The 23691-nt window shown below is 63.9% G+C and carries 16 protein-coding genes and 4 pseudogenes; 11 read left to right on the forward strand and 9 right to left on the reverse strand.

From position 1 onward, the window contains the following. Nucleotides 1-388: 388 nt before the first annotated feature. The 6 genes and pseudogenes from ONR75_RS21565 to ONR75_RS21585 all read left to right on the forward strand — a co-directional run bounded on the left by ONR75_RS21565 (nucleotide 389) and on the right by ONR75_RS21585 (nucleotide 7660). Nucleotides 389-1246, forward strand: a complete 858-nt coding sequence (locus ONR75_RS21565; RefSeq protein ID WP_265079050.1) for an FAD binding domain-containing protein — start codon at nucleotides 389-391, stop codon at nucleotides 1244-1246. Further along, nucleotides 1243-3578: pseudogene (locus tag ONR75_RS21570) on the forward strand (xanthine dehydrogenase family protein molybdopterin-binding subunit). Before ONR75_RS21565 ends, ONR75_RS21570 begins: the two are co-directional and overlap by 4 nt. Continuing rightward, entirely contained in the window at nucleotides 3575-4054 is a 480-nt protein-coding gene (locus ONR75_RS21575; protein WP_265079051.1) for a (2Fe-2S)-binding protein, read from the forward strand. Before ONR75_RS21570 ends, ONR75_RS21575 begins: the two are co-directional and overlap by 4 nt. After that, nucleotides 4051-5400, forward strand: a complete 1350-nt coding sequence (locus ONR75_RS32515) for a xanthine dehydrogenase family protein molybdopterin-binding subunit (protein WP_320109638.1) — start codon at nucleotides 4051-4053, stop codon at nucleotides 5398-5400. Before ONR75_RS21575 ends, ONR75_RS32515 begins: the two co-directional genes overlap by 4 nt. After that, complete coding sequence (locus ONR75_RS32520; protein WP_320109754.1) at nucleotides 5358-6374, forward strand: xanthine dehydrogenase family protein molybdopterin-binding subunit; 1017 nt, start codon at nucleotides 5358-5360, stop codon at nucleotides 6372-6374. Before ONR75_RS32515 ends, ONR75_RS32520 begins: the two co-directional genes overlap by 43 nt. Continuing rightward, nucleotides 6371-7660 carry a serine hydrolase domain-containing protein gene (locus ONR75_RS21585; RefSeq protein WP_265079052.1) on the forward strand — a complete coding sequence of 430 codons (1290 nt, stop codon included), beginning with the start codon at nucleotides 6371-6373 and terminating at the stop codon, nucleotides 7658-7660. Before ONR75_RS32520 ends, ONR75_RS21585 begins: the two co-directional genes overlap by 4 nt. A gap of 167 nt (nucleotides 7661-7827) precedes the next feature. Here the strand turns inward: ONR75_RS21585 and ONR75_RS21590 are convergent, their stop codons facing one another. From ONR75_RS21590 to ONR75_RS21630, 8 genes and pseudogenes are all read right to left on the reverse strand, one after another. Then, a complete protein-coding gene (locus ONR75_RS21590; RefSeq protein ID WP_265079053.1) occupies nucleotides 7828-8292 on the reverse strand; it encodes a MarR family winged helix-turn-helix transcriptional regulator in 465 nt (154 codons plus the stop codon). Nucleotides 8293-8362: 70 nt separating this feature from the next. After that, on the reverse strand, nucleotides 8363-9091 hold the full coding sequence (locus ONR75_RS21595) for an ABC transporter ATP-binding protein (RefSeq protein WP_265079054.1): 729 nt from the start codon (nucleotides 9089-9091) through the stop codon (nucleotides 8363-8365). Continuing rightward, nucleotides 9088-9857 (reverse strand): annotated as a pseudogene (locus ONR75_RS21600) (ABC transporter ATP-binding protein). Before ONR75_RS21600 ends, ONR75_RS21595 begins: the two are co-directional and overlap by 4 nt. Further along, nucleotides 9854-11739 (reverse strand): annotated as a pseudogene (locus ONR75_RS32905) (ABC transporter permease). The pseudogenes ONR75_RS21600 and ONR75_RS32905 overlap by 4 nt, the downstream one beginning before the upstream one ends. A gap of 70 nt (nucleotides 11740-11809) precedes the next feature. After that, on the reverse strand, nucleotides 11810-13018 hold the full coding sequence (locus ONR75_RS21615) for an ABC transporter substrate-binding protein (RefSeq protein WP_265083758.1): 1209 nt from the start codon (nucleotides 13016-13018) through the stop codon (nucleotides 11810-11812). Between the two features lie 482 nt (nucleotides 13019-13500). Then, complete coding sequence (locus tag ONR75_RS21620; RefSeq protein WP_143573064.1) at nucleotides 13501-14310, reverse strand: SDR family NAD(P)-dependent oxidoreductase; 810 nt, start codon at nucleotides 14308-14310, stop codon at nucleotides 13501-13503. Nucleotides 14311-14321: 11 nt separating this feature from the next. Continuing rightward, on the reverse strand, nucleotides 14322-15143 hold the full coding sequence (locus tag ONR75_RS21625) for an enoyl-CoA hydratase-related protein (protein ID WP_265079057.1): 822 nt from the start codon (nucleotides 15141-15143) through the stop codon (nucleotides 14322-14324). Between the two features lie 3 nt (nucleotides 15144-15146). After that, nucleotides 15147-15941 (reverse strand): alpha/beta fold hydrolase, encoded by a 795-nt coding sequence (locus ONR75_RS21630; protein ID WP_265079058.1) that lies wholly within the window; start codon nucleotides 15939-15941, stop codon nucleotides 15147-15149. A 271-nt stretch (nucleotides 15942-16212) separates the two neighbouring features. Here ONR75_RS21630 and ONR75_RS21635 point away from each other — a divergent pair, with 271 nt between their 5' ends. The 4 genes from ONR75_RS21635 to pncB all read left to right on the forward strand — a co-directional run bounded on the left by ONR75_RS21635 (nucleotide 16213) and on the right by pncB (nucleotide 20259). Then, nucleotides 16213-17190, forward strand: a complete 978-nt coding sequence (locus tag ONR75_RS21635) for an ABC transporter substrate-binding protein (protein ID WP_265079059.1) — start codon at nucleotides 16213-16215, stop codon at nucleotides 17188-17190. Then, nucleotides 17180-17980 carry an ABC transporter permease gene (locus ONR75_RS21640; RefSeq protein WP_265079060.1) on the forward strand — a complete coding sequence of 267 codons (801 nt, stop codon included), beginning with the start codon at nucleotides 17180-17182 and terminating at the stop codon, nucleotides 17978-17980. Before ONR75_RS21635 ends, ONR75_RS21640 begins: the two co-directional genes overlap by 11 nt. Then, complete coding sequence (locus tag ONR75_RS21645; RefSeq protein WP_265079061.1) at nucleotides 17977-18756, forward strand: ABC transporter ATP-binding protein; 780 nt, start codon at nucleotides 17977-17979, stop codon at nucleotides 18754-18756. Before ONR75_RS21640 ends, ONR75_RS21645 begins: the two co-directional genes overlap by 4 nt. Before the next feature lie 204 nt (nucleotides 18757-18960). Further along, nucleotides 18961-20259, forward strand: a complete 1299-nt coding sequence (pncB, locus tag ONR75_RS21650) for a nicotinate phosphoribosyltransferase (RefSeq protein WP_265079062.1) — start codon at nucleotides 18961-18963, stop codon at nucleotides 20257-20259. Between the two features lie 238 nt (nucleotides 20260-20497). On the opposite strand, the pseudogene ONR75_RS21655 reads toward pncB, so the two are convergent. Next, nucleotides 20498-22659: pseudogene (locus ONR75_RS21655) on the reverse strand (acetate--CoA ligase family protein). 191 nt (nucleotides 22660-22850) lie between these two features. Between ONR75_RS21655 and ONR75_RS21660 the strand changes: the two are divergent. Then, nucleotides 22851-23609 carry a GntR family transcriptional regulator gene (locus tag ONR75_RS21660; RefSeq protein ID WP_265079063.1) on the forward strand — a complete coding sequence of 253 codons (759 nt, stop codon included), beginning with the start codon at nucleotides 22851-22853 and terminating at the stop codon, nucleotides 23607-23609. Nucleotides 23610-23691: the final 82 nt, after the last annotated feature.

The raw sequence follows: 23691 nt of genomic DNA on the forward strand, positions 1-23691 counted from the left end.
GGACGCGGTCGTGACCTCCGGGCCGGAAGTTCGCCCCTGCCTGAACCCGGGCGTCCATATGGTCGCCGCCAACGACGTCGAGATCGGCCCCCTGCTGGCATCATGGCGCCCTGAACCACAGTGGACTGGCCGGGGACGAACGGCCCCATCGCGTTCAGGGATAGCGCGCGTTGCTGTGATCCATCGCAGAGTTCGAATTGGTCTCCTCCGCTGGAGGCCGTGCTTCTTGACCAGCGTCGGCGTATCGGACCGGCCTTGCCAACGGCGCCGGAAACGCCGCCAACGCAGGCAGCAAAGGCATGGTTTTGCGCCAGCAGCCAGATTGACATCGCCGGACCGATTGTTAGCATACAAGTGAATTTGACCCTCCCTCCTCCTGGGTTATCCGATGAAACCGGCCGCCTTTACCCGCCACGTTCCGCGCACCGTCGACGAGGTCGTCCAGGCGCTGGCTGAGTATGCCCCGCTCGATGGCCGCATTCTCGCCGGCGGCCAGAGCCTGGTGCCGATCATGGCGTTCCGGATGGCGCGGCCCGCCCACCTGATCGACATCAACGAGGTCGAAGGCCTCGATCGTCTCGCGGTCGACGGCGACATGCTGTCGATCGGCGCGCGGGTGCGCCACGGCGCGTTCCACAAGCCGGTGGTCGACGGAGTGCTCGGCCACCTGCTGGCCTATGTGGTCAAGCACATCGCGCATTATCCGATTCGCATGCGCGGCACTTTCTGCGGCAGCCTCGCGCATGCCGATCCGGCCTCCGAGTGGTGCCTGGTGGCGGCGACGCTCGGCGCGCAACTCGTGGTCAAGAGCGTGCGCGGCGAGCGCATCGTCGAGGTCGTCAATTTCCTCGAAGGCATCATGTCGACATCGCTTGCCGAGGATGAGTTTCTGGCCGAAGCGCGGTTGCCGCTGCTGCCCGCCGACACCCGGTTCGGGTTCTACGAATTCAACCGCCGCGCCGGCGATTTTGCCATGGCCGCGGCACTCGTCACCTATCGCATCGTCGACGGCGTAATGGCCGATGTGCGCGTCGGCATCGGCGGCGCCGAGGACCGCGCCCGCCGCATTCCCGAGGCCGAGGCCGCGCTGAACGGACAAAAGCCCGACGCGGACGTCTTCGCCGCTGCCGCTTCAATCGCCGCCGTCGCCGTCGATCCGCTCGAGGATATCCAGACGTCAGCGGAGTATCGCCGCGATCTCGTCGTTGCCGTGACCCGGCGCGCGCTGGACCGATCCGCGCAATGACCGCGCCGGTGAAGGGCTCCGGCACCACCTGGGTCGGGCGCTCGATCCGCCGGGTCGAGGATCCCGCCCTCGTCACTGGGCAAGGCCGCTTCACCGCCGACCTGCCGGCGGTTCACTGGATGCGTATCGTCCGCAGCAGCGTCGCTGCCGGCCGCATCGACGGCATCAGCGCGCCCGACGGCGCGACGATTGTCACTGCTGCCGACCTTACCGCGCTGAAGCAGATCCGACCCGGCCTCAGCAAATTCAACTACGTGGCGGTCGGACAGCCGATCCTCGCCGAGGGCGTGGTGCGCTTCACCGGCGAGCCGGTGGCCGCCGTCTATGCCGCCAGCAAGGACCTCGCCGAGGATCTCGCCGACCAGGTCGAAGTCGCCGTCTCCGAGACCGCCCCTCTGGTCGATTGCATCGATGCGTTGCGCGACGGCGCGCCTCTAGTCCATGCCGAGGCCGCAGGCAACGTCGTTGTCGAGGGCCGCATTGCCACGCCTGGTTTCGACGAGGTGTGGAAGGCCGCGCACACCGTCATCCGCGTCGACGCGCGCTCGCGCCGCCAGAACGCCACGCCGATGGAGGCTCGCGCCGGCCACGCCGCTTATGACCTCTCCACCGGCCGGGTGACGCTGACATGCACCGTGCAGATGCCGCACATGACGCGCACGGCCATCGCCGATATCCTCGGCATGCCGGAATCCGACCTGCGGGTTATCGCGCCCGATGTCGGCGGAGGCTTCGGTCAGAAGATGTCGCTGGGACCGGAATATGTGCTGCTGGTCTGGCTGGCGCGCAAACTGCGCAGCTCGGTGGCGTGGACCGAAGACCGCCGCGAAAACCTGATCGCCTCCTTCCACAGCCGCGACCAGCATGCCCTGGTCGAAGGCGCCTTCGACGCCAACGGCAAATTGCTGGCGTTGAAAGGTGACATCGTCGCCAATGTCGGCGCCTATTCCTGCTTCCCCACCACTTGCGGCGTCGAGCCGCTGATGGCGCTGGCCGAATTGCCAGGCCCCTATGACGTGCGCGCCTATGATTGCCGCGCCAGGGGCGTCGTGACCCACACCTGCCCGATGGCGCCGTATCGCGGCGTGTCGCGCCCGGTGATCACCTTCGTGCTGGAACGGCTGATGGACAAGGCCGCAGCCTTCTTCGGCTGTGAGCCCACCGAACTGCGCCGCCGCAACCTGATCGACAAGTTCCCCTACACCTCCGCCACCGGTCTCGTCTTCGACGATGGCACCTACAAGGAGACCATGGAGATGGCCATCAAGGCCATCGACCTCGCGGGCTTCCGTATCAGGCAAAAGGCGGCGCGCGACAGCGGCCGCTATCTCGGCATCGGCATCGCCACCTTTTCCGAGCGCACCGGCTATGGCAGCCCCGCCTTCGCGGCCCGCGGCATGGACATCTCGCCGGGCTGGGAGACGGTGCATCTCACCGTCGATCCCTCAGGCTTCGTCGAGGCGCGGATCGGCTCGTCGCCACACGGCCAGGGCCTGCGCACCACGCTGGCGCAGGTCATTGCCGACCAGATCGGCGTCGATCCCGGGGTCGTCAAGATCGTGCACGGCGACACCGACCGCATCGCCTATGGCTGGGGCACTTTCGCCAGCCGCTCGCTGGTGCTATCCGGGGGCGCCAGTATGCTGGCAGCGCAAAGGTGCGCACCAAGCTGATCAAGATCGCCAGCCACATGCTGGAAGCTGCACCCGACGATATCGTGCTGAAGGACGGCGCGGCCCAGGTGGCGGGTACCGACCGCTCGATCAGCATCGCGGCCATGGCGCGCGCCGCCTATCACCAGACCTTCATGTTCAAGGGCGAGATCGAACCCGGCCTCAGCGAAAGCGCCAGCTATGATCCGCCCGGTACCTTCTCCAATGCCTGCCACGTCGCCATCGTCGAGGTCGATATCGCCACCGGCAAGGTCGAGATGAAGAAGTTTCTCGTCGCCGAAGACGCCGGCCTGATCATCAATCCGATGATCGCCGACGGCCAGGTGCAGGGCGGCGTGGCGCAGGGCATCGGCAACGCACTGCTGGAAGAGATCATCTACGACGAGACCGGCAACATCCTGACCAGCACGCTGGCGGACTTCCTGCCGCCGACGTCCCATGAGATTCCCGACATCGAATTGCACCACATCGAGACCCTGACCGGAGAAACCATCACCAAGGCCAAGGGCCTCGGCGAAGGCGGCGCCATCGGTGCGCCGGCGGCGGTGATCTCAGCCATCAACGACGCGCTGGCCCCGTTCGGCGTGTCGATCGACGAAATGCCGGCCACGCCGCAACGGATCCGGGCGGCCCTGCGCAGCAGCGGAAAACTTCCATGACCGAAAAATCCAGCATTACCCTGCGTATCAACGGCCGCGACCACGCCATTTCGGTGGCGTCGCGGCGCACGCTGGCGGACGCCATCCGCGAGGAATGCGGCCAGACCGGCACCCATATCGGCTGCGAGCATGGCGTCTGCGGCGCATGCACCGTGCTGGTCAATGGCGAGCCCGTGCGATCCTGTTTGATGTTTGCGGAGCAGGCCGCCGGCAAGGAGATCCGCACCGTCGAGGGTCTCGCCAAGGGCGATGCCATGCACCCGATGCAAAAGGCCTTCATGAACAACCATGGCCTGCAATGCGGCTTCTGCACGCCGGGCTTCCTGATGCTGGCCGTGGGCGTGCTGGAGCGCGAGCCTGATATCTCCGACGACGACCTTGTCGACGTGCTGTCATCCAACCTGTGCCGCTGCACCGGCTATCAGAACATCATCAAGGCCGTGCGCGCCGCCGCCATCGAGATGCGCCAGTCGTGACCGACGCGCCACGCCAAAAGCTGGTCGGGCGCTCCATCGCCCGCAAGGAGGACGGGCCGCTGCTGCGTGGCCAGGGCCTGTTCGCCGCCGACGTCAATTTCCCCAACCAACTGCACATGCGCGTGGTGCGCTCGACCTATGCCCATGGCCGCATCGTCTCGGTCGACCTCAGTGCGGCACTGGCGATCCCCGGCGTGCACGCCGCCTGGGTCTTTGCCGATGTCGCCGACATTCCGCCGATCGATTTCCGCCTGACCAAAATCGAAAGCCTCAAAGCCTATCGCCAGACCATTCTGGCCAACGATCGCGTGCGCTATGTAGGCGATCCCGTCGCCGTGGTGTTCGCCGACGATCCCTATCTGGCAGAGGACGCCGCCGAGCAAGTGGTCGTGGAGCTCGAGGAACTGCCGGTCATCCTGCAGGCCGACGGGCCGATCGGCGATTTCCGACAGGGCTTGTCGACGGAGCCGGCGATCATCCGCAAGGGCTACGGCGACGTCGATGCCGCGTTTCGCGACGCCTATGCCAGCGTCGAACTGACGCTGGACATCGGCCGCCATTCCGGCGTGCCGCTGGAAACCCGCGGCGCGCTCGGCCGCTATGTCGCGTCCACCGACATGCTGGAAATGTACGGCGCAGCAAAAGTGCCGCACTGGAACCGGGATTCGATCGCGCGGATGCTCGGGCGCGCGCCGGAGCGCGTCAACCTGTTCGAGGGGCACGTCGGCGGCGGTTTTGGTATCCGCGGCGAGCTTTATCCGGAAGATGTCCTGGTGTGCCTCGCGGCGCTGCGCCTCGGGCGTCCCGTGAAGTGGATCGAGGACCGCCGCGAGCATCTGATCGCGGCCAACCATTCGCGCCAGCAGACGCATCATGTCCGCGCCGCCATCGATGCCGACGGCAACATTTTGGCGATCGACGACGAGTTCTTCCACGACCAGGGCGGCTACATGCGCACGCACGCCGCCACCGTTCCAGATCTTGCCGCGGCGATGCTGCCCGGTCCCTATCGCATACCGGCCTATCGCGCGGTCGGCCATATCCGCCTCACCAACAAGACGCCGGGCGGCACCTATCGCGCACCCGGCCGCTATGAAAGCACCTTTGTCCGCGAGCGCCTGCTCGATGCCGTCGCCGCCAAGGTCGGCATCGACGGCGTCGAGGTGCGCCGCCGCAACCTGATCCAACAGAGTGCGATGCCGGTGACGCGTGCTCTGGAAACTCTGGGCACCGACATCGTGCTGGACTCCGGCGATTACCCCTGCTGCTCGACAAGGCACTGGAGGGCATCGGCTGGCCGGCGCTGCAAACCGAACAGAAACAGCGTCGCGCCAATGGCGAACTGATCGGCGCCGGCGTGGCGATGTTCGTGGAGAAGAGCGGGCTTGGCCCGTTCGACGATGTGCGCATCACCGTCAATACCAGCGGCATGGTTGAGGTGGTCACCGGTGCGGCCTCCGTCGGCCAGGGCGTCGAGACCGTGGTGGCACAGATCTGCGCCGACACGCTTGGCGTTCGTTATGACGCCATCAACGTCATCCACGGGCAGACCAACCGCATCGCGCGCGGACTCGGCGCCTTTGCCTCGCGCGTCACCGTGATGACCGGCGAAGCCACCCGCCTCGCCGCAATCAAATTGCGCGACAGGATTTTGGCAATCGCCGCCGAACTGCTGCAGTCGCCGGCGGCCGATCTCGACATCGTCGATGGCCTGATCGTGCGCAGCGGCGGCAGCGCCGGTCCGTCGATCAGGCTGGCGCAGATCGCGGCGGCACTGGCGCCCGGCTCAAAGCTGCTCGGCGACGACGAGCCCGGCCTATCAGCCGAAGCCTCGTTCGAGTCCCGCCACATGACCTATCCCTACGGCGTTCACATCGCAGTGGTGAAACTCGCTGCCGACACCGGCGCCGTCGCCATCGAGCGCTATCTGGTCGCCTATGACATCGGCAAGGCGGTCAATCCCATGCTGGTGAATGGGCAGATCGTAGGCGGCGTGGCGCAAGGCATCGGCGGTGCGCTGTATGAGGAATTCGCCTATGACGACCGTGGCGAACCACTGTCCGTGACCTTCGCCGACTACCTGATGCCGACGTCACGCGAAGTGCCCGATGTGGAGGTCATCATCACCGAAGATGCGCCGAGCCCCCTCAATCCCATGGGCCTGAAAGGCGCCGGCGAAGGTGGCGCCAACGCGGTGGGCGCCGCCATCGCCTCCGCCATCGACAACGCCCTGGGCATGCCCGGCGCCATCACGCGGCTGCCGGTGATGCCGCAGACGATCAAGGCGTTGTTGAAAGCGAAAATAGAAAGTGGCGCATGACATGGAGCAAAAAGTGCCGCCAGATGTCGGCTTTTTCCGCCTGCATGCGGATCATGTTTGCCACGGCGTCGCTCCTCTTGCTTTCAGGCGTGCGTTGCTCCATCGCCGCTCCCGAGGAGAGCATTCTGGGCAAGGCCGCGGGTTATCCCGTCGCTCCGGCCATCGATGAAAGCCGTCAGGATCGGTACCGCGTCGGCTCCTTCAGCGCGCTCGACACGCTCGGCCCATTCTGCACGCTTGCTCCGGCGCAAGTCCCCCTGCCGTTCCCGACGGGAACGCCGATCAATTTCAGCTACAGCTTTCGCGGCACGGCATTTACGTTAGACGACTATATGCACCGCCAACGCGCCACGGCGGTGCTGGTATTGCACGACGGACAGATTGTCGCCGAGAACTATAACTACGATCGCAAGCCCGACATGCGGATGCTGTCGAATTCCATGGCCAAGACGATCACCGCGCTTGGGTTGGTCAAAGCACTTGAAGACGGGCTGATACGCTCATTTGACGATACCGCCGCGACATATGTTCCCGAACTCGCCGGTACGTTGTTTGGCAATACGAAGATCGTCAATCTGATGCGCATGGCGTCGGGGGCCAAGTACGTCGAGAACTATACCCCTGATGATGACCGCGCAAAATACAACCGGATCACGCGTCGACGGGGCAATATCGCTGCCGCCAAGAGCATTACGGAGCGCATCGATCCGGAGGGCACACACTTCAATTATGCCGGGGCCCAGACCCAGGTTCTCGGTCTTGTTCTGCGAGGTGCAACACGCAGGACGATGTGCGACTATCTCGACGAAAAGATATGGCAGCCTATCGGCGCACAGGCGACGGCAACCTGGATGCTGAATCCCGCCGACCAAGCCGAGGTTGCACAAGGTGATTTCAACGCAACCGTGCGCGACTACGCCCGTCTCGGATCGATGCTGGCCAATGATGGCCTGGTGTCTGGCCGTCGCGTCGTATCGGCCGAGCATCTTCTTGATATGACGGATGCCTCACGTCAGCCGTCCGCATTTCGTCCGGGCGAGATGCGTTGGCACGATAACACGTATTACGGTTACGGCTTTCAGGTCTGGTTGCTTCCCGGCAGCCACCGTCGCTTCGTCCTGCAAGGTGTCTATGGACAGGCGATCTACGTCGATCCGGCGTTGAAGCTGGTGATGGTGCACACCGCCGTTGGCAAGGACGCGGCCGGTGACGCCAGCGGGACACATCTTGGTGCCGAGCGGGACGCGCTTTTTCGCGGCGTCGTCGCGCACTACGGCCGCTGGTGATGCTGGCAGGATGCATGGAGCCCCTCAATGGGATTTCCCGATGCCGCAGATGGTGAAGGCGACGTCACACAGACGGAGCTAGCCGTTTGTCGTCCCCGTCCCGCTTGTCTATACGTTCAGCACGGATGGGCCGCCTTCGCGGGGAGCGCATGCTGTGAGGTTCCGCGTTACGTAATCTTGTTCAGCAGCTTGGTCAGCGTGCGCTGTTCGTCAGCCGTCAAAGGCCGCAGCGTCTTGGCTGTTATCTCCGAGGCAACCTTGATGGCGGCCTTCATGATCTTGCTGCCCTTCTCGGTCAGCGACACCGCGCGACGACGCCGGTCGGTGGGGTCGGAGCCGGTGGTGACGAAGCCGCGCAGGCCGAGCCGGTCGACCACGCCCTTGATGGTCGCGGCGTCGAGATAGACCAGCCGGCCCAGATGGTTCTGCGAGCACGGCCCGACCTCGTGCAGCTTGGCCATCACGGCAAACTGCGTCTGCGTGAGATCCTCGATCATGTTGGCCATGAAGATCGAGGTGTGCCGCTGCATCGCCACGCGCATCAGGAAGCCGACCTGGGAATCGACATGATAGTCAATCGGCGGCGGTTCGGCACCGCCGGGAAGAACCTCGAGTTTTCCGCGTTTCAACATCGACTTGAATTCCGGTTGTCTTGAACGTCAGGATTCCCCGTAAGTTGCAAGCATAGTGTGACCGGAAGCATCATACAGTCAAATAAGCGCGCTGGATTTCGATGTTGACGGCAAGCTCGGCCATGCTGCCATTCCACTGGATCTGGCCCTTTTCGAGGACATATGCCCTGTCGGATACCAGTTCGGCGAAATGAACGTTCTGCTCCGACAGCAAAATCGAAACGCCTGCCCTCTTCAGCTCCAGAATCGTATTGGCCATCTGGTCAACGATCACCGGCGCCACGCCCTCCGAAGGTTCATCGAGCAGGATCAGCAGCGGATTGCCCATCAGCGTCCGCGCCACCGTGAGCATCTGCTGCTCGCCGCCACTCATCCGGCCGCCCGGCCGGTTCGGCATCTCGCCGAGATTGGGAAAGAGTTTGAGCAGCTTGTCCTCGGTCCAGACCGGCGCCGGCACGCCATCGGCAAAGCTGCGCGGCGGCTGGCGGCCGATGTCGAGGTTCTCCATTACGGTCAGATCGGAGAAGATGCGGCGGTCTTCCGGGGTGAAGCCGAGCCCCAACCGCGCGATCTCGAACGGCTGCTTGCCGGAGATGTCGTGGCCGTTGAATTGGACCCTGCCGCTCGACTGCGCCATCAGGCCCATGATCGCCTTCATGGTGGTGGTCTTGCCCGCGCCGTTGCGGCCCATCAGCGCCACCACCTCGCCGCGCCCGACCTCGAGACTGAGCCCGTACAGGATCTGCGCCGCGCCGTAGGAAGCACCAAGATTGTCGACCGTCAGCATCGGCACGCTCATGAGGAGGCCTCCGATCTGGCGAAGGTCTTTCCGGTGCCGAAATACACTTCGCGGACCTGCGGATTGTCGCGGATGGTTTTGGCATCGCCGTCGGCAATCAGCCGCCCCTAGCCAGCACGATGATGCGGTCGGCGAAGGCGAACACCACATCCATCGAATGTTCGGTGAACAGCACCGAGATGCCGCGCTCGATCACCAGCCGCTTGACCAGCGCGATCAGGTCGTTGCGCTCCTTCGGCGCCATGCCGGCTGTCGGCTCATCCATCAGCAGCAGACGCGGATCGTTGGCCAGCGCGATCGCCAGTTCGACGCGCTTGACGTCGCCATAGGCGAGTTCGCGGCTCGGCCGGTCGGCGGCGTCCGCCATGCCGACCTGCGCCAGCAGTTCGAGCGCGCGCGCGCGATGCAGGGAGGATGCGGGCTTCCAGAGCTTGTAGATCTGGTGGGCGTGCGAGATCAGTGCCATCTGCACGTTCTCGATCACCGTCATCGAGTTGAACGTGGCAGCGACCTGGAAAGTACGGCCGATGCCGAGTCGCCAGATCTCGCGCGGCTTCTTCCCTATCAGCGACGTGCCCTCGAAATGGATCTCGCCGGAATCCGGCGACAGCTGACCGTTGATCATGTTGAAGCAGGTCGATTTGCCGGCGCCGTTGGGACCGATCAGCGCCAGGAATTCGCCGCGCTGGATGTCGAACGAGACTTCGTTGACCGCACGAACGCCGCCGAATGATTTCGACAGCTGCCGGATGGCAAGATCGCTCATGACGCCACCTTCCGGCGTGAGAACAATTTCAGGAATCCGCCGACGATGCCGCTCGGGAACGCCAGCACCAGGAGCAGGATGATGCCGCCGAGCAGCGCCCGCCAGTACTCGGTGGAGCGCATGATGGTGTCCTGCAGGATCGCGAACACCGAGGCGCCGACGATCGGTCCGCTCAGGGTCTGGATGCCGCCGAGCAGCACCATGACGAGACCGTCGATCGAGCGGCCAATGCCGATGGTCTCCGGCGAAATCGATCCCTTGGCGAAGGCGAACAGCCCGCCGGCGACGCCGCACACCGCGCCGGCAATGGCGAAGCCCAACCACTGCACGCGCTTGACGTCGAGGCCGATGGCTTCCGCGCGCAATGGCGAATCCCGCCCCGCCCGCATCGCGTAGCCGAACGGCGCGAACAGGAATTTGCGCAGCAGCAGCACGCCGGCGGCAGCCAGCGCCAGCGTGAGGAAGTAGAACGGCCCGCGGCTGTCGAACGGCGCCGACGGCCAGATGCCGAGAATGCCGTTGGAGCCGCCGGTGAGTTCTTCCCACTGGAACACCGAGGCCCAGACGATCTGCGCAAAAGCCAGCGTCAGCATCGCCAGATAAACGCCGGATAGCCGCACTGCGAACCAGCCGAACAGCAGAGCCCCCAGCAGCGCCAGCACCGGCGCGGCCGCCAATGCCAGACCCATCGGCGCAGCGAGCCATTTCACCGCCAGGGCCGTGCCATAGGCGCCGAGGCCGAAGTAAGCGGCATGGCCGAACGAGTGCATGCCGCCCGGCCCCATGATGAAATGCAGGCTGGTGGCGAACAGCACGGCGATCAGCACGTCGATGCCGAGCACCAGCGTATAGGGGAGTTCTTCGCAATCAGCGGCAGACACACCAGCACCACCAGCAAAACGAGGCCGGCGATCTTCGCCAGCGGGGTGGCCGGCCGCATCGGCTCCTCCGGCTCGGCGACGCTGCGCACCGCCACCTGCTCGCGGCCGAGCAGGCCATAGGGCCGGATGATCAACACCGCCGCCATGACCAGGAATTCAGCGACCAGCGTCAGCTTGGAGAAATTCACCGACAGGCCGCCGAAGTGGACGATGCCAAGCCCGATGCACAGCGCTTTCACTTCCGCGATGATCACCGCGGCGAGATAGGCGCCGGAGATCGACCCCATGCCGCCGACCACCACCACGACGAAGGCGTCGCCGATCACGATCAGGTCGGTCGCAAGGGTCGCCGGCTCGCGCGCGATCTGCAGCGCGCCGCCAAGGCCGGCCAGCAAGGCGCCGAGCGCAAACACACCAGTGAACAGCATAGCCTGGTTGACGCCGAGAGCGCCGACCATTTCACGGTCCTGGGTGGCGGCGCGCATCAACCGGCCGAAGCGCGTCTTGGCCAGTGCCAGATGCAGCGCCCACAGCACCAGCGGGCCGACGAAGATCAGGAAAATGTCGTAGGTCGGCAGCCGCCTGCCGAGCAGTTCGACGGACCCGGTGAGGCCCGGCGCACGCGGGCCGAGCAGATCTTCCGGGCCCCAGATCCACAGCGTGGCGTCATTGATGACCAGCACCAGGGCGAAGGTGGCGAGCAACTGAAACAGCTCCGGCGCGCGATAGATCCGGCGGAGCAGCAGCACCTCGATGACGGCGCCGAGGATTCCGACCAGCAGCGCGGTGGCGACGATGCCACCCCAGAATCCGGTGACGCCGCCGATCCTGGTGGCGAAGGTGTAGGCGATATAGGTCCCGACCATATAGAGGGACCCGTGCGCGATATTGACGATCCGGGTGACGCCGAAGATCAGCGACAGCCCGGCCGCCACAAGGAACAGGCCCGATGCCGCGGACAGGCCGTTGACCGCCTGAAACAGAAACGAGCTGAATGTCATCGGATGACTGCCTCTCCCCGCTTCGACGCGGCGGGGAGAGGACGGGCGGCGATCATGGCAGTGCTCCGCATCACTCGGTGGCTGGACGCAGCTTCTTCACGTCGGCATCGCTCGGCAGCACGCTGGCGCCGTCGACATACTTGAAGTCGACCATGGTGCCCTTGCCGTTTTCCAGCGCGATCTTGCCGACATAGGCCCCCATCGTCGCCTGGTGATCGCTGGCGCGGTAGATGAACGGACCGAACGGACCGTCGACCTTCAGCCCTTCAAAGGCGGCGATCAATTTGTCGGTGTCGGTGGAGCCCGCCTTGGCAATGCCGGCGGCCAGCGACTTCATGGTGGTGTAGCCGACGATCGAACCGAGCCGCGGGTAGTCGTTGTACTTCTTCTGGTAGGCGGCGCGGAAGGCGTCGTGTTCCGGGGTCTTGATCTTGTCCCAGGGATAGCCGGTGACGATCCAGCCGACCGGAGCTTCTTCCTTCACCGGATCGAGATATTCCGGCTCGCCGGACAGCACGCTCACCACGGTGCGGTCCTTGAAGGTGCCGCGGGTACCGCCTTCGCGCACCAGCTTGGCGAAGTCGGCGCCGAACAGCACGTTGAAGATCGCGTCCGGCTTGGCGTCATCGATCGCCTGCGCCACGGCGCCGGCATCGACCTTGCCGAGCGGCGGCGCCTGCTCGGTGACGAACTCGATGTCGGGCTGCTTGGCCTTCATCAACTCCTTGAATGCCGCCACCGCGGTCTGGCCGTACTCGTAGTTCGGATAGACGATCGCCCAGCGCTTCTTCTTGGCGGTCAGCGCATCGGGCAGCAGCATCGCCACCTGCGAATAAGTCTGCGTACGCAGGCGGAAGGTGTACTTGTTGCCGTTCTGCCAGGTGATCTTGTCAGTCAGCGGCTCCGCGGCGAGGAAGAACACCTTCTTCTTGCCGGCGAACTCCGTCACGGCAAGGCCGGTGTTCGACAGAAACGTGCCGGCGAGAATGTTGACGCCTTCGCGCGTCACCAGTTCATCGGCGACGCGGACGGCATCGCCAGGATTGGAGCCGTCGTCGCGCGAGATCACTTCGAGCTTCTTGCCGAGCACACCGCCCGCAGCATTGATTTCCTCGATCGCCAATTCCCACCCCTTCTTGTAGGGGTCGAGAAATGCGGTCTGGGTCTTGTAGCTGTTGAGCTCGCCGATCTTGATCGTTTCCTGCGCAGAGGCAGCAAAGCCGAGCGAGACCGCCAGCGCGCCGGCGAGAGCGAGAGAATTGAAGGAACGAGCCGTCATCATGATCGAACTCCGCTGTTGATCGACATATGCCTGAAGCTTATCTGTCGCGGCGCGCCCGCAAGCAAGAGCCAAGCGCGAAGGCCTTTGCTTGCAGTGCGTTAAGCCAGCATTTGCTGACTGAATTAGTTTGCACGCAAATAGTCTTGTGCACCCTCATTGTTGTCAAGACTGGTTGTGGTGCAACGTGCTGAGCACATCGCTGAAGATTTGATCAGGTGACGATGGCGCGGCGACCTGTGCAGTTACGAGTCTTCCCTTGGCCACGAACGCTGGTCGTCCCCTCTCCCGGCGCAGCGAAGCTGCGTTGGTGGGAGAGGGTGGATCGAAGCCCGCGAAGCGGGTTCGAGACGGGAGAAGGGGTGGAGCCTTAAAGACAAAGAACCCTCTCCCGCCTTCGCTGCGCTCAGGCACCCTCTCCCACTGCGCGCGGCTTCGCCGCGCTGGGGGAGAGGAAGACAAGCACAGCGCGCTACTAACGCCTACCGGTCGCGGAAGCGATCCATCAGCGCCTTGTCCTGACCGCCGTCGATCTCGATCATCGTGCCGTTGGCCATCTGCACCAGCGGCGATGCCAGCATGACGACGAGGTTGGCAACTTCCTCGACCTCGGCAATGCGGCCGAGCGGGATCGAGGCCGGCGCCAGCTTGTCGGCCTCCTCGTAGGAAATGCCCATATCGCGCGACATGGCGCCGACGAGGCCGGCCCAGCGCTCGGTGCGCACCGGCCCCGGATTGACCGCACAGAACGAGATGTTGTGGCGGCCGTACTGGCCGGCCAGCGACAGGGTCATGTTCTGACCGGCGGCATTGGCGGCACCGGGCGCGATCTCCCAGTATGACGGTTTGACGCCGTCATTGCCGATCAGATTGACGACGCGGCCGCCGCCCTGCTTCACCATGATCGGCAGCGCGTAACGCAGGCAGCGCACATAGCCCATGAACTTGAGCTGCATGGCCTGCTCCCAGTCGGCTTCCGTGAGCGTCTCGATGACTCCGCCCGGAGCCGAACCGGCATTGTTGATCATCAGGTCGAGGCTGCCGAGCTCCTTGGCGGCCTTCTCGACGAAGTTCTTGGCTTCCGCGTCCTTGGTCAGGTCGGCGGTGATCGCAACCACGGTGACGCCATAAGCGTTGCGGATCTCTTCGGCGGTCTTTTCCAGCGGCTCCAGGCGACGTGCGCAGATGGCGACGTTGACGCCTTCTTTCGCCAGCGTCATGGCAATTGCCCTGCCGATGCCTTCGCTGCCGCCGGTGACGAGCGCGCATTTGCCCTTGAGTTGCAGATCCATGTGGAACTCCTTCAGTTGCAGAGGTGAGGAACGTGGTCGGACGGATTAGCTCCCGGTGAAGACCGGGGTCGTTTCTCGGCAAAGGCCTTGCGGCCCTCGGCGTAGTCGGCGCTGGCGTCGGCCGCGGCATAAAATGCCTCGGCTTGCGCCAGCAGATCGGAATCGTCGGTGGTGATGGCCGCTATCGCCGCTTTCGCGGCCTTGATCGTCAGCGGCGCATTGCCGGCGATCTGCTTCGCCAGTGCCATCGTGCGGGCTTCGACCTCGCCGGCCGGCGCCACCACATGGACCGCGCCCAGAGCGTGCGCGCGCATCGCCGGTAGCCGATCCGCGGTGAACAGCACCTGGCGTGTGGCCCCCGCGCCGAACACGCGGATGAAACGCGCAATGCCGCGCGGATCGTAGCCTAGGCCGAGTTTCGCGGCCGGCACTGCGAAGAAGGCATCGTCCGCCGCAACGCGCAGGTCGCAGCTTGCCGCGACCGACGAGCCCGCCCCCATGCAGCCGCCGAAGATCATGCCGATGGTCGGCTGAGGAATCGCCTCGATCGCCTTGCAGGTGCTCTCCACCAGATCGTCATAGGCGCGGGCCTGCCCCTCGCCCGAGCGCGCGGTGGCAAAATCCGAAATATCCGCGCCGGCTGAAAACATCTGCTCGCCGGCGCCGCGGATGATGATCACGCGCACGTCCTTGCGCTCGGGCAGCTCGGCGGCAAAGGCCGCGATCTTGTGCCACATCGCGGAGGACACCGCGTTGCGCCGCGCCGGATTGGCAATCCGTAACGTCGCGATGCCGTCCGCAAGATCGATTTGGATGTCGCCGGGCGTTTTCATCGCTCAGGCCTGCTTGCGGTGCGACATCCAGGTGCCCGCGGCGGAAGCCGCGAACAGTTCGGACAGCGCCACATTGAACGCTGCCGGCTCTTCCGAGGTGATGGTGTGGCCCGATCGCGGGATCACCAGAAGGCCCGCGGTGGGCACCGCACGCTTCAGGAAGACGCTGGGATCGAGGCACCAGTCGTCTTCGTCACCGACGATGATCAGCAGCGGCACGGAGAACGCGCTCAACTGCTTCTCCATCTCCCACAGCATCGGCCGCTTGGCCTGCAATTCGCGCATGGTGAGCGCATGGCCGACCGGAGAATGATCGGCCAGCATCTTGGCGAATTCCGCGAAGCCGCGCGGGTCCTTGTTTTTCTGGGTCTGGCGCGTGGCGCCGTCGGCGTAGCGTGCCGCCGCGGTCGGAAAATCCACCGTCTCGAACATCTTCGCGGTCTCACGCGAAGCGGCGCGGCCCTGCTCGACGAATGCCGGGTCGGGGCTCGAGCCATAGCCGCAGCTGGCGGCAGTCACTGACAAACATCGTCCGGGATAGTTGATGCCGACATGCAGTGCGGTCGAGGCGCCCATGGAATGCCCGACGATATGCGCCTTGTCGATCTTCAGCGCGTCCATCAATGCAATGACATCGTCGCGCGCAATGTCCTGACCGTAACGTGCCGGATCGGTTGGCACATCCGACGGCGGATAGCCGCGCTGGCTGAAGGTGATACAGCGATGCGCGCGGGAGAAGTAGCGCAGCTGCGGCTCCCAGGTGCGATAGTCGCCGGCATACTCATGGACGAAAACCACAGGACTCCCTGATCCAACCTCTTCGTAATAGAGTTTGATTCTGTCGGGGGTCGTTACATGCGGCATCATTGCCTCCTGCAGGCAGTCGACAGCTCGGTGCAATTTCGTATGTGCACATACGAAAGGCTAGTAGGCTTGTTCTTTGACTGCAAGAGTTTTTAGTGCGTTATATTTTGGCATATCGATTGCTTACAAACAAATATAGCCGCGTGTACTGAGCCGTGAAAATGCCGTCAGCTGCACCGCACTGCAGCAACAGGAGAGAGTGTCGATGACTATTTTATCACGCCGTGCATTTACAATGGGCAGTGCCTTGGTGCTCGCAAGCGCAACATCGGCGACGCCGTCACGCGCGCAGGCCCAACCGAAGATCAAGGTCGGCAGCCTCACCCTCCCCGTCTTCGCACCGATCATTGTCAACATCATGAAAGCGCGCGGCTTCGATACCAAGAACGGGTTCGAGGCGGACGTCACGGTGTATCCGGGCTTTGCCGCCTATTATGCGGGCCTCGCCACCGGCGAGGTCGATACGCTGATCGGCGGCCCGACCTATTTCCAGAAGCTGCGGCTCGAAGGTGTGCCGCTGCAGATCATCGCCACCGGCGCGACGCTGGCGGATCTCGTTATCATCAGCAAGGACCCGGCGATCAAGAGCTTGGCCGATCTCAAGGGCAAGCAGCTCGCCGCCGACATGGGCAGCGGCCAGTTCCAGATCCTGTCGATCATCGCCAAATCGCAGAACATCGACATGGCCAAGGACATGACGCTGGTCACGGCCAATTTCGCTGTCGCCCGCGCTCAGCTCGCCGCCGCCCGCGTCGACGCCGCCATGATCATCGAGCCGATCGCCACCATGATGATCAAGGAAGATCCGTCCCTGAAGATCATCTTCAACGCCAACGACGAATGGAAGAAGCTCACCGGCTTCCCCGGCTGGGAGCTGGTCTATGCCATGCGCGAGGACGCGATCAAGAAGGCACCCAAGGCGCCCGAGATGTTTCTCGCAGCGCTGCAGGACGTCACCGCTTTTCTCAAGAGCGATCCCGACGGCGCGGACAAGATCGCGGTCGAAACCGTCAAGCTGCCGCCGGGCATCCTGAAGGAAGCGGTTCTGGCAAAGCGCTGGGATTTCGACGCGCAGCCGGCGTGGGGCGGCGAGCGCAAGGGCATCTGGGACACTTTTGAACGCGCGGTGGCGGCGGGCTTCCATCCCAAGCTGCCGGACCAAGCGATCATATATGCCCCCTGACCAGGATCACGCGACCGCGCCGTTCGAGGAACCGCGCCGTTCGCTCGCGATCAACAGCCTGCCGCGCGAAGCCATCTTGTCGATCGCGATCTTCCTGTGCCTGTGGCAGGCCATGTCCTATCTGGCGCCGACTTTAGGAATTCCGGCGTTCGCCATTCCCGGCCTCGGCCGCATCGCGCAGAGCCTGACCAAGATCACGCCGCTCGATGTCGCGGTGACGCTTGCGCGCGTGCTCGGGGCGCTGGTGCTGTCCTTCGTCATCGGGCTGGCGTTTGCGATCGTGATGCATCTCTCCGAGAGCCTGGAGCGCTATCTGCGGCCGATGGTGCGGGTGCTGATGGCCGTGCCAGTAGTGTCGTGGATCCTGTTTGCGGTGCTGTGGTTCAAGGGCGTCGAATTCCGCATCGCCTTCGTGCTGGTAGTGGTCTGCGCGCCGGTCTTCACCGTGGACGCGCTAGACAACATGCGCGAGGTGTCCAACGACTTGCGGCAGATGATCCGGTCGTTTCGGCCGACGCCGTTGCAGTTCTTTCATAAGCTGATGCTGCCGGCGATCACCCCCGGCCTGATCACCAGTTGGAAGATTACGCTCAGCCTGGCGATCCGCGTCGTGACCATCGCCGAACTGGTTGGCGCCGTCACCGGGATCGGTCATCAACTCTCGGTGGCGCAGGAGTTGTTTTCGGTGGCGGATGTGTTCGCCTGGACACTGGTGCTGGTCGTGTTGCTGTTCATTCTGGAGGCCCTGCTGGTCCGGCTCGAGACCCGCGTGCTGCGGTGGCGGGCATGACCGCATCCGCGGCGATCGAAGTCGCCAACCTGCGCAAAGTATTTCGCCAGACCACCTCCGGGCACTCGGTGGTGGCGATCCATCAATTGACGCTGCTCATCGAGCCCGGCGAGATGGTCGCGATCGTCGGCCAGACCGGCTGCGGCAAGTCGACCCTGTTCGACCTGCTGATCGGCCTGGAACACCCGACCGCCGGCAGCATCTCGATCGGCGGAAAGACACCCTATGACGACTTCAACCATTTCCGCGGCAGGATCGCGACCATCTTCCAGCAGGACCGGCTGTTGCCGTGGCGCTCGGCGCTGGACAACGTCAAGCTGCCGCTGGAACTGATCGGCGTCAGTGAAGACGTGCAACAGCAGCGTGCGATGGACTGGCTGAAGCGGCTCGGCTTGGAGAAGTTCGCCAACGCCTATCCGCGCGAACTGTCCGGCGGCATGCGCCAGCGCGTCGCCATCGCGCGCGCCTTCGCAGTTCAACCGGAGATCCTGCTGGCCGATGAATCCTTCAGCGCGCTGGACGAAGTCACCGCCGGCGAACTGCGCGAGACATTCGTGGCGCTGGCGCGAGAGTTCCATTCGACCGCCATCCTGATCACCCACCAGCTCGAGGAAGCCATGAGCGTCGGCGACCGTATCATTGTGTTCGGCAAGTCGGCGGCACTGCTGGCGGATATCCGGATGTCCGACTGGGCGATCGTGGATTATCCGCGATTACGCCAGGCGATCCAGAATACGCTGCAGGCCAACGCGCCGGATGCAGGGCTGGCGCGATAGCGAGACCTATGTTCCGGTAGGGCCGAATGAACGTCCCTCCCCGCCTCGCGCGGCTGCGCCGCGCTGCGGGGGTATAGCCTCCGTTGACATCGCCAAACCCGGCAGATACCTCAATTTCGTGGTCTGCCGATGCGGCGCCACCGCTGCGGAAACGCCGCGTCGATCCGTGCCTGCTGCCGGCACCTCATCAGGAATGGCGTCGCCATGATGGATTTCGCCACCCGGGTCCACAACCACAATTACCGGCTCGATCCGATCATCCGGTCGCTGCTGGACACCGATTTCTACAAGTTACTGATGCACCAGTTCATCTGGATGCTGTACGCACAGGTGCCGGTCACCTTCAGCCTGATCAACCGCACCAAGAAGGTGCGGCTGGCCCAGATCATCCCGGAAGCCGTGCTGCGCGCGCAGCTCGACCACGCGCGCACGCTGCGGTTCCGCGAGAACGAGCTGATCTGGCTGGCCGGCAACCGCTTCTACGGTCGCCGCGACATTTTCCGCCCCGAATATATCGAATATCTGCGCAGCTTCCGGTTGCCGGATTATCACCTCGAAACCATCGACGGCCAGTATGTGCTGACCTTCCAAGGCCCTTGGGCCGAGGTCACGATGTGGGAGATCTACGCACTGGCGATCGTCAGCGAGCTGCGCACCCGCAGCGCGATGTCAACGCTCGACAAGTTCGAGCTGGATATCCTCTACGCCCAGGCCAAGACCAAGATCTGGGGCAAGGTGCAGCGGCTGCAGGAACACCCAGACCTCAGGCTGGCCGAGTTTGGCACTCGCCGCCGCCACAGCTTCCTGTGGCAGGAATGGGTCACCGACGTGATGGCCAACGAGCTCGGCCGCACCTTCGTCGGCACCTCCAACGCCCTGCTCGCCTTCAAGCATTCGTTCGAGGCGATCGGCACCAATTCGCACGAGCTGCCGATGGTCGCGGCCTGCCTCGCCAACACCGACGCGGACCTGAAGCGCGCCCAATACGACGTGCTGGCGAAATGGCAGGAAGTCTATGACGGTGAGCTGCTGATCATCCTGCCCGACACCTTCGGCATGACGCAGTTTCTGCGCGACGCGCCGGAGTGGGCTGGGCATTGGACCGGCATGCGCATGGACTCCAAGGAGCCCGTCGCCGCCGGCGAGGAGATCATCGCCTGGTACGCCGCGCGCGGCGAGGATCCGCGCAAGAAGCGCGCGATGTTCTCCGACGGGCTGGAGGTCGACTCGATGATCGACTTGCACCAGAAATTCCGCGGCCGAATCCGCGAGAGCTTTGGCTGGGGCACTATGGCCACCAACGATTTCCGCGGCGCGCATCCGCGCGGCCTCGACACGCTCGATCCGATCAGCCTGGTCTGCAAGGTGACCTCGGCCAACGGCCGTGCCGCCGTGAAGCTGTCGGACAATCCGGCGAAGACCACCGGCAGCCCGGAAGAGATCGCACGCTACACGCGAATTTTTGGCGTGGAGGGTTTTGAGAAACACGCGGTGGTGGTCTGATTTCATTCGCGGCGTGTGAAGGCCTCGCGCTCGCCTCCCTCTCAGGTGTCATCGCCCGGCCTGGCGCGCAATTGCGCGCCTGGACCGGGCGCCCCAGTATACTCCGGCCGGCATGTACTGGATCACCCGGTCAAGCCGGGTGACGACAGCATTTGGCAGCCATGCAAAGGTGACAAAGAAAAAACGCCGCCCGGTTGCCCGGGCGGCGTTTCCTTTGATGCGATAAAGCCAGTGCCGCTTACAGCAGTCCCGCGCCCCTCGCCCACTTGTACTTGGCGCCGAGCACCTCCACAGGCAGCTCGGTCGAGTAGGCATAGGCCGGGATGCCGTTCTGGTAGAGATACTCCGCGGCCTCCTCGACCTCGACGTCGCCGGCGAGCGAGGCGACCATCGGCTTCTCGATGCCCTTGGCCTTCATCTCGTTCTTGATCTCGACCATGTTGCGCGCGAACACCATGGGCGGGGTGACGATGGTGTGCCAGTAGCCGAGGATCAGCGAATGCACGCGCTCGTCCGTGAGGCCGAGCTTCACCGTGTTGACGTAGGTGATGGGCGGTTCGCCGCCGGTGATGTCGACCGGATTGCCGGCGGCGCCGAATGGCGGGATGAACTTGCGGAACGCGGCATCGAGATCCGGCGGCATGGTCATCAGGCTCATGCCGTTGTCCACCACCGCATCCGACAGCAGCACGCCTGAACCACCGGCGCCGGTGATGATCAGCACGTTCTCGCCTTTCGGCGTCGGCAGCACCGGAATGCCGCGGGCGAATTCCAGCAGCTGGCGCAGCGAGCGGGCGCGGATCACGCCTGACTGCTTCAGCACGTCCTCGTAGATCTTGTCGTTGCCGGCGAGCGCGCCGGTGTGCGACGACGCCGCCTTGGCGCCCGCCGAGGTGCGGCCGGCCTTCAGGACGACCACGGGCTTGATCTTGGAGACGCGCTTGGCAGCCTCCGCAAAGGCGCGACCGTCCTTCAGGTCCTCGCAATGCTGGGCGATGATGTTGGTGTTGGGATCCTGCTCGAAGAAGGCGAGCAGATCGTCCTCATCGATGTCGCTCTTGTTGCCGAGCCCGACGATGGCAGAGACGCCCATCTTCGCCGAGCGCGAAAAGCCGATGATCGCCATGCCGATGCCGCCGGACTGCGACGAAAGTGCCGCCGAGCCCTTGACGTCGTAGGCGGTGCAGAACGTCGCGCAGAGATTGGCGGGGTGTAGTAGAAGCCGTAGATGTTCGGCCCCATCAGGCGGACATTGTACTTCTTGCCGATCTCGACGATCTCTTCCTGCAGTGCCGGCTCGTTGGCCTCCGCAAAGCCGGACGGGATCAGCACGGCGCCGGGGATCTGCTTCTCCCCGCATTCGATCAGCGCGCCTGCCACGAATTTTGCGGGGATCGCGAACACGGCGGTGTCGATCACGCCCTCGACGTCCTTGACGCTCTTGTAGGCCTTGCGGCCCATGATCTCGGTGGCCTTGGGATGGATCGGATAGATCTCGCCCTTGTAGCCGCCGTTGATCAGGTTCTTCATCACCGAGTTGCCGATCTTGCCATCCTCGGCGGAAGCGCCGATCACGGCGACCGCCTTCGGCATCATGATGCGGTTCATCGCAGTGACGATTTCGGCATTGGAGCGCGGCGCCGGGCGCGGTTTGTAGTCGAAGTCGACGACGATGCGCACGTCGGCGGCAATGGCGTCCTTCTTGGTGGCGAACACCGGATTGAGATCGAGCTCGACCATTTCCGGGAAGTCGCTGACCAGCTGCGACACCTTGACGATGATATCGGCCAGCGCCTCGCGGTTGGCAGGATCGCCGCCGCGCACGCCCTTGAGCATCTCGGCTGCCTGGATGCCGTCGAGCATCGACATCGCATCGTCATTGGTGGCCGGTGCGAGACGGAAGGTGACATCCTTCAAGACTTCGACCAGCACGCCGCCGAGGCCGAAGGCCACCAGCTTGCCGAACGAGCCGTCGGTGATCGAGCCGATGATCACCTCGGTGCCGCCCATCAGCATCTGCTGCACCTGCACGCCTTCGATCTTGGCGTCGGCCTTGTACTTCTTCGCATTGGCCAGAATGGTGTCATAGGCCTTCTGCGCGTCGTCCGCCGTCTTGACGCCGACGATGACGCCGCCGGCTTCGGTCTTGTGCAGAATGTCCGGCGAGACGATCTTCATCACAACCGGGAAGCCCATGCCCGTCGCCAGCGTCGCCGCCTCGGCAGCGGATGTCGCCACGCCTTCGCCCGGCACCGGAATGCCATAGGCATCGCAGACCAGCTTGCCCTCGGGCGCGGTCAGGCTGGTGCGTTTGTCAGCCCTGACGGCATCGAGAACTTTGCGGACCGCATCCTTGGCGGACGGCGCGGCGACCTTGGTAGCGAGATTTGTGGATGACATGGCTTCCTCCGTGAACGTCTGTTGAACCAGGCTGCGGTTGATGGCATTTGGTATGCCAGAAACAATCTTGTCAAGGCAGCACGCTGGTCGGAAGTGCTGAAAACGCTGGCAACTTGACATCGTGGTATTTGGTATGCCAAAAATTACTGGAGATTATTCTGATAAGACATCTCCCATGGAGGAGATGATTCATGGCCGTTCGCAGTAAACCAACCAAGGCGCCGCAGACTATGGCTGAGGCAGATATTGCGATCATGCGGATCGCCCCGGAGACCAGCTTCAAGAACAAGGCCTACGAGGCCTTGAAGGAAGCGATTCTCAAGATGGACATCTACACCACGGCCGAGCCGGTGATGCTCGACGAGCGTGCGCTGTCGGAACGCCTCGGGGTCAGCCGTACGCCGATCCGCGAGGCTATCGCGATGCTCGAGCAGGACGGCTTCGTCAAGACCATGCCTCGTCGCGGTATCGTCGTTGTCAAACGGACCAAGACCGAGATCGTCGACATGATCCGCGCCTGGGCGGCGCTGGAAAGCATGGCTGCACGTCTGATCACCACCACAGCGCGCAAGAAGGATATCTCGGCGCTGCGCGATTTCTTCAAGGATTTCGGCAAGGACCGGCTGCCGCAGGATCACGTCGAGGAATATTCCAGGGCCAATATCGCTTTTCACCAGGCGCTGATCTCGCTCAGCGAGTCGCCGGTGCTGGTCGACATGACCAACGACATCCTGCTGCATGTGCGCGGCTATCGGCAGCTGACGATCGGACGTACCGATCGCACCGCGACATCCCTGCCCGAGCATATGGCGATCATCGAGGCACTCGAGGAACGCAACACCGAACTCGCGGAGAAGCGCGCGCGCGATCACACGCTTGGGCTCGCGGCCTATGTCGAAGCGCACGGCCAGGAGCTGTTCACCAAGTCTGCGCAGGAAAAGGCTTCCTAAGATGCGGCTTACGGAAAGCGGCTCGCCGATTTGATACCAACGCCCATGCAGGCAACAGCGTCACAAGAATAGAAAAGGGAGA

It is taken from the genome of Rhodopseudomonas sp. P2A-2r, assembly GCF_026015985.1.
Classification (GTDB): Bacteria; Pseudomonadota; Alphaproteobacteria; order Rhizobiales; family Xanthobacteraceae; genus Tardiphaga.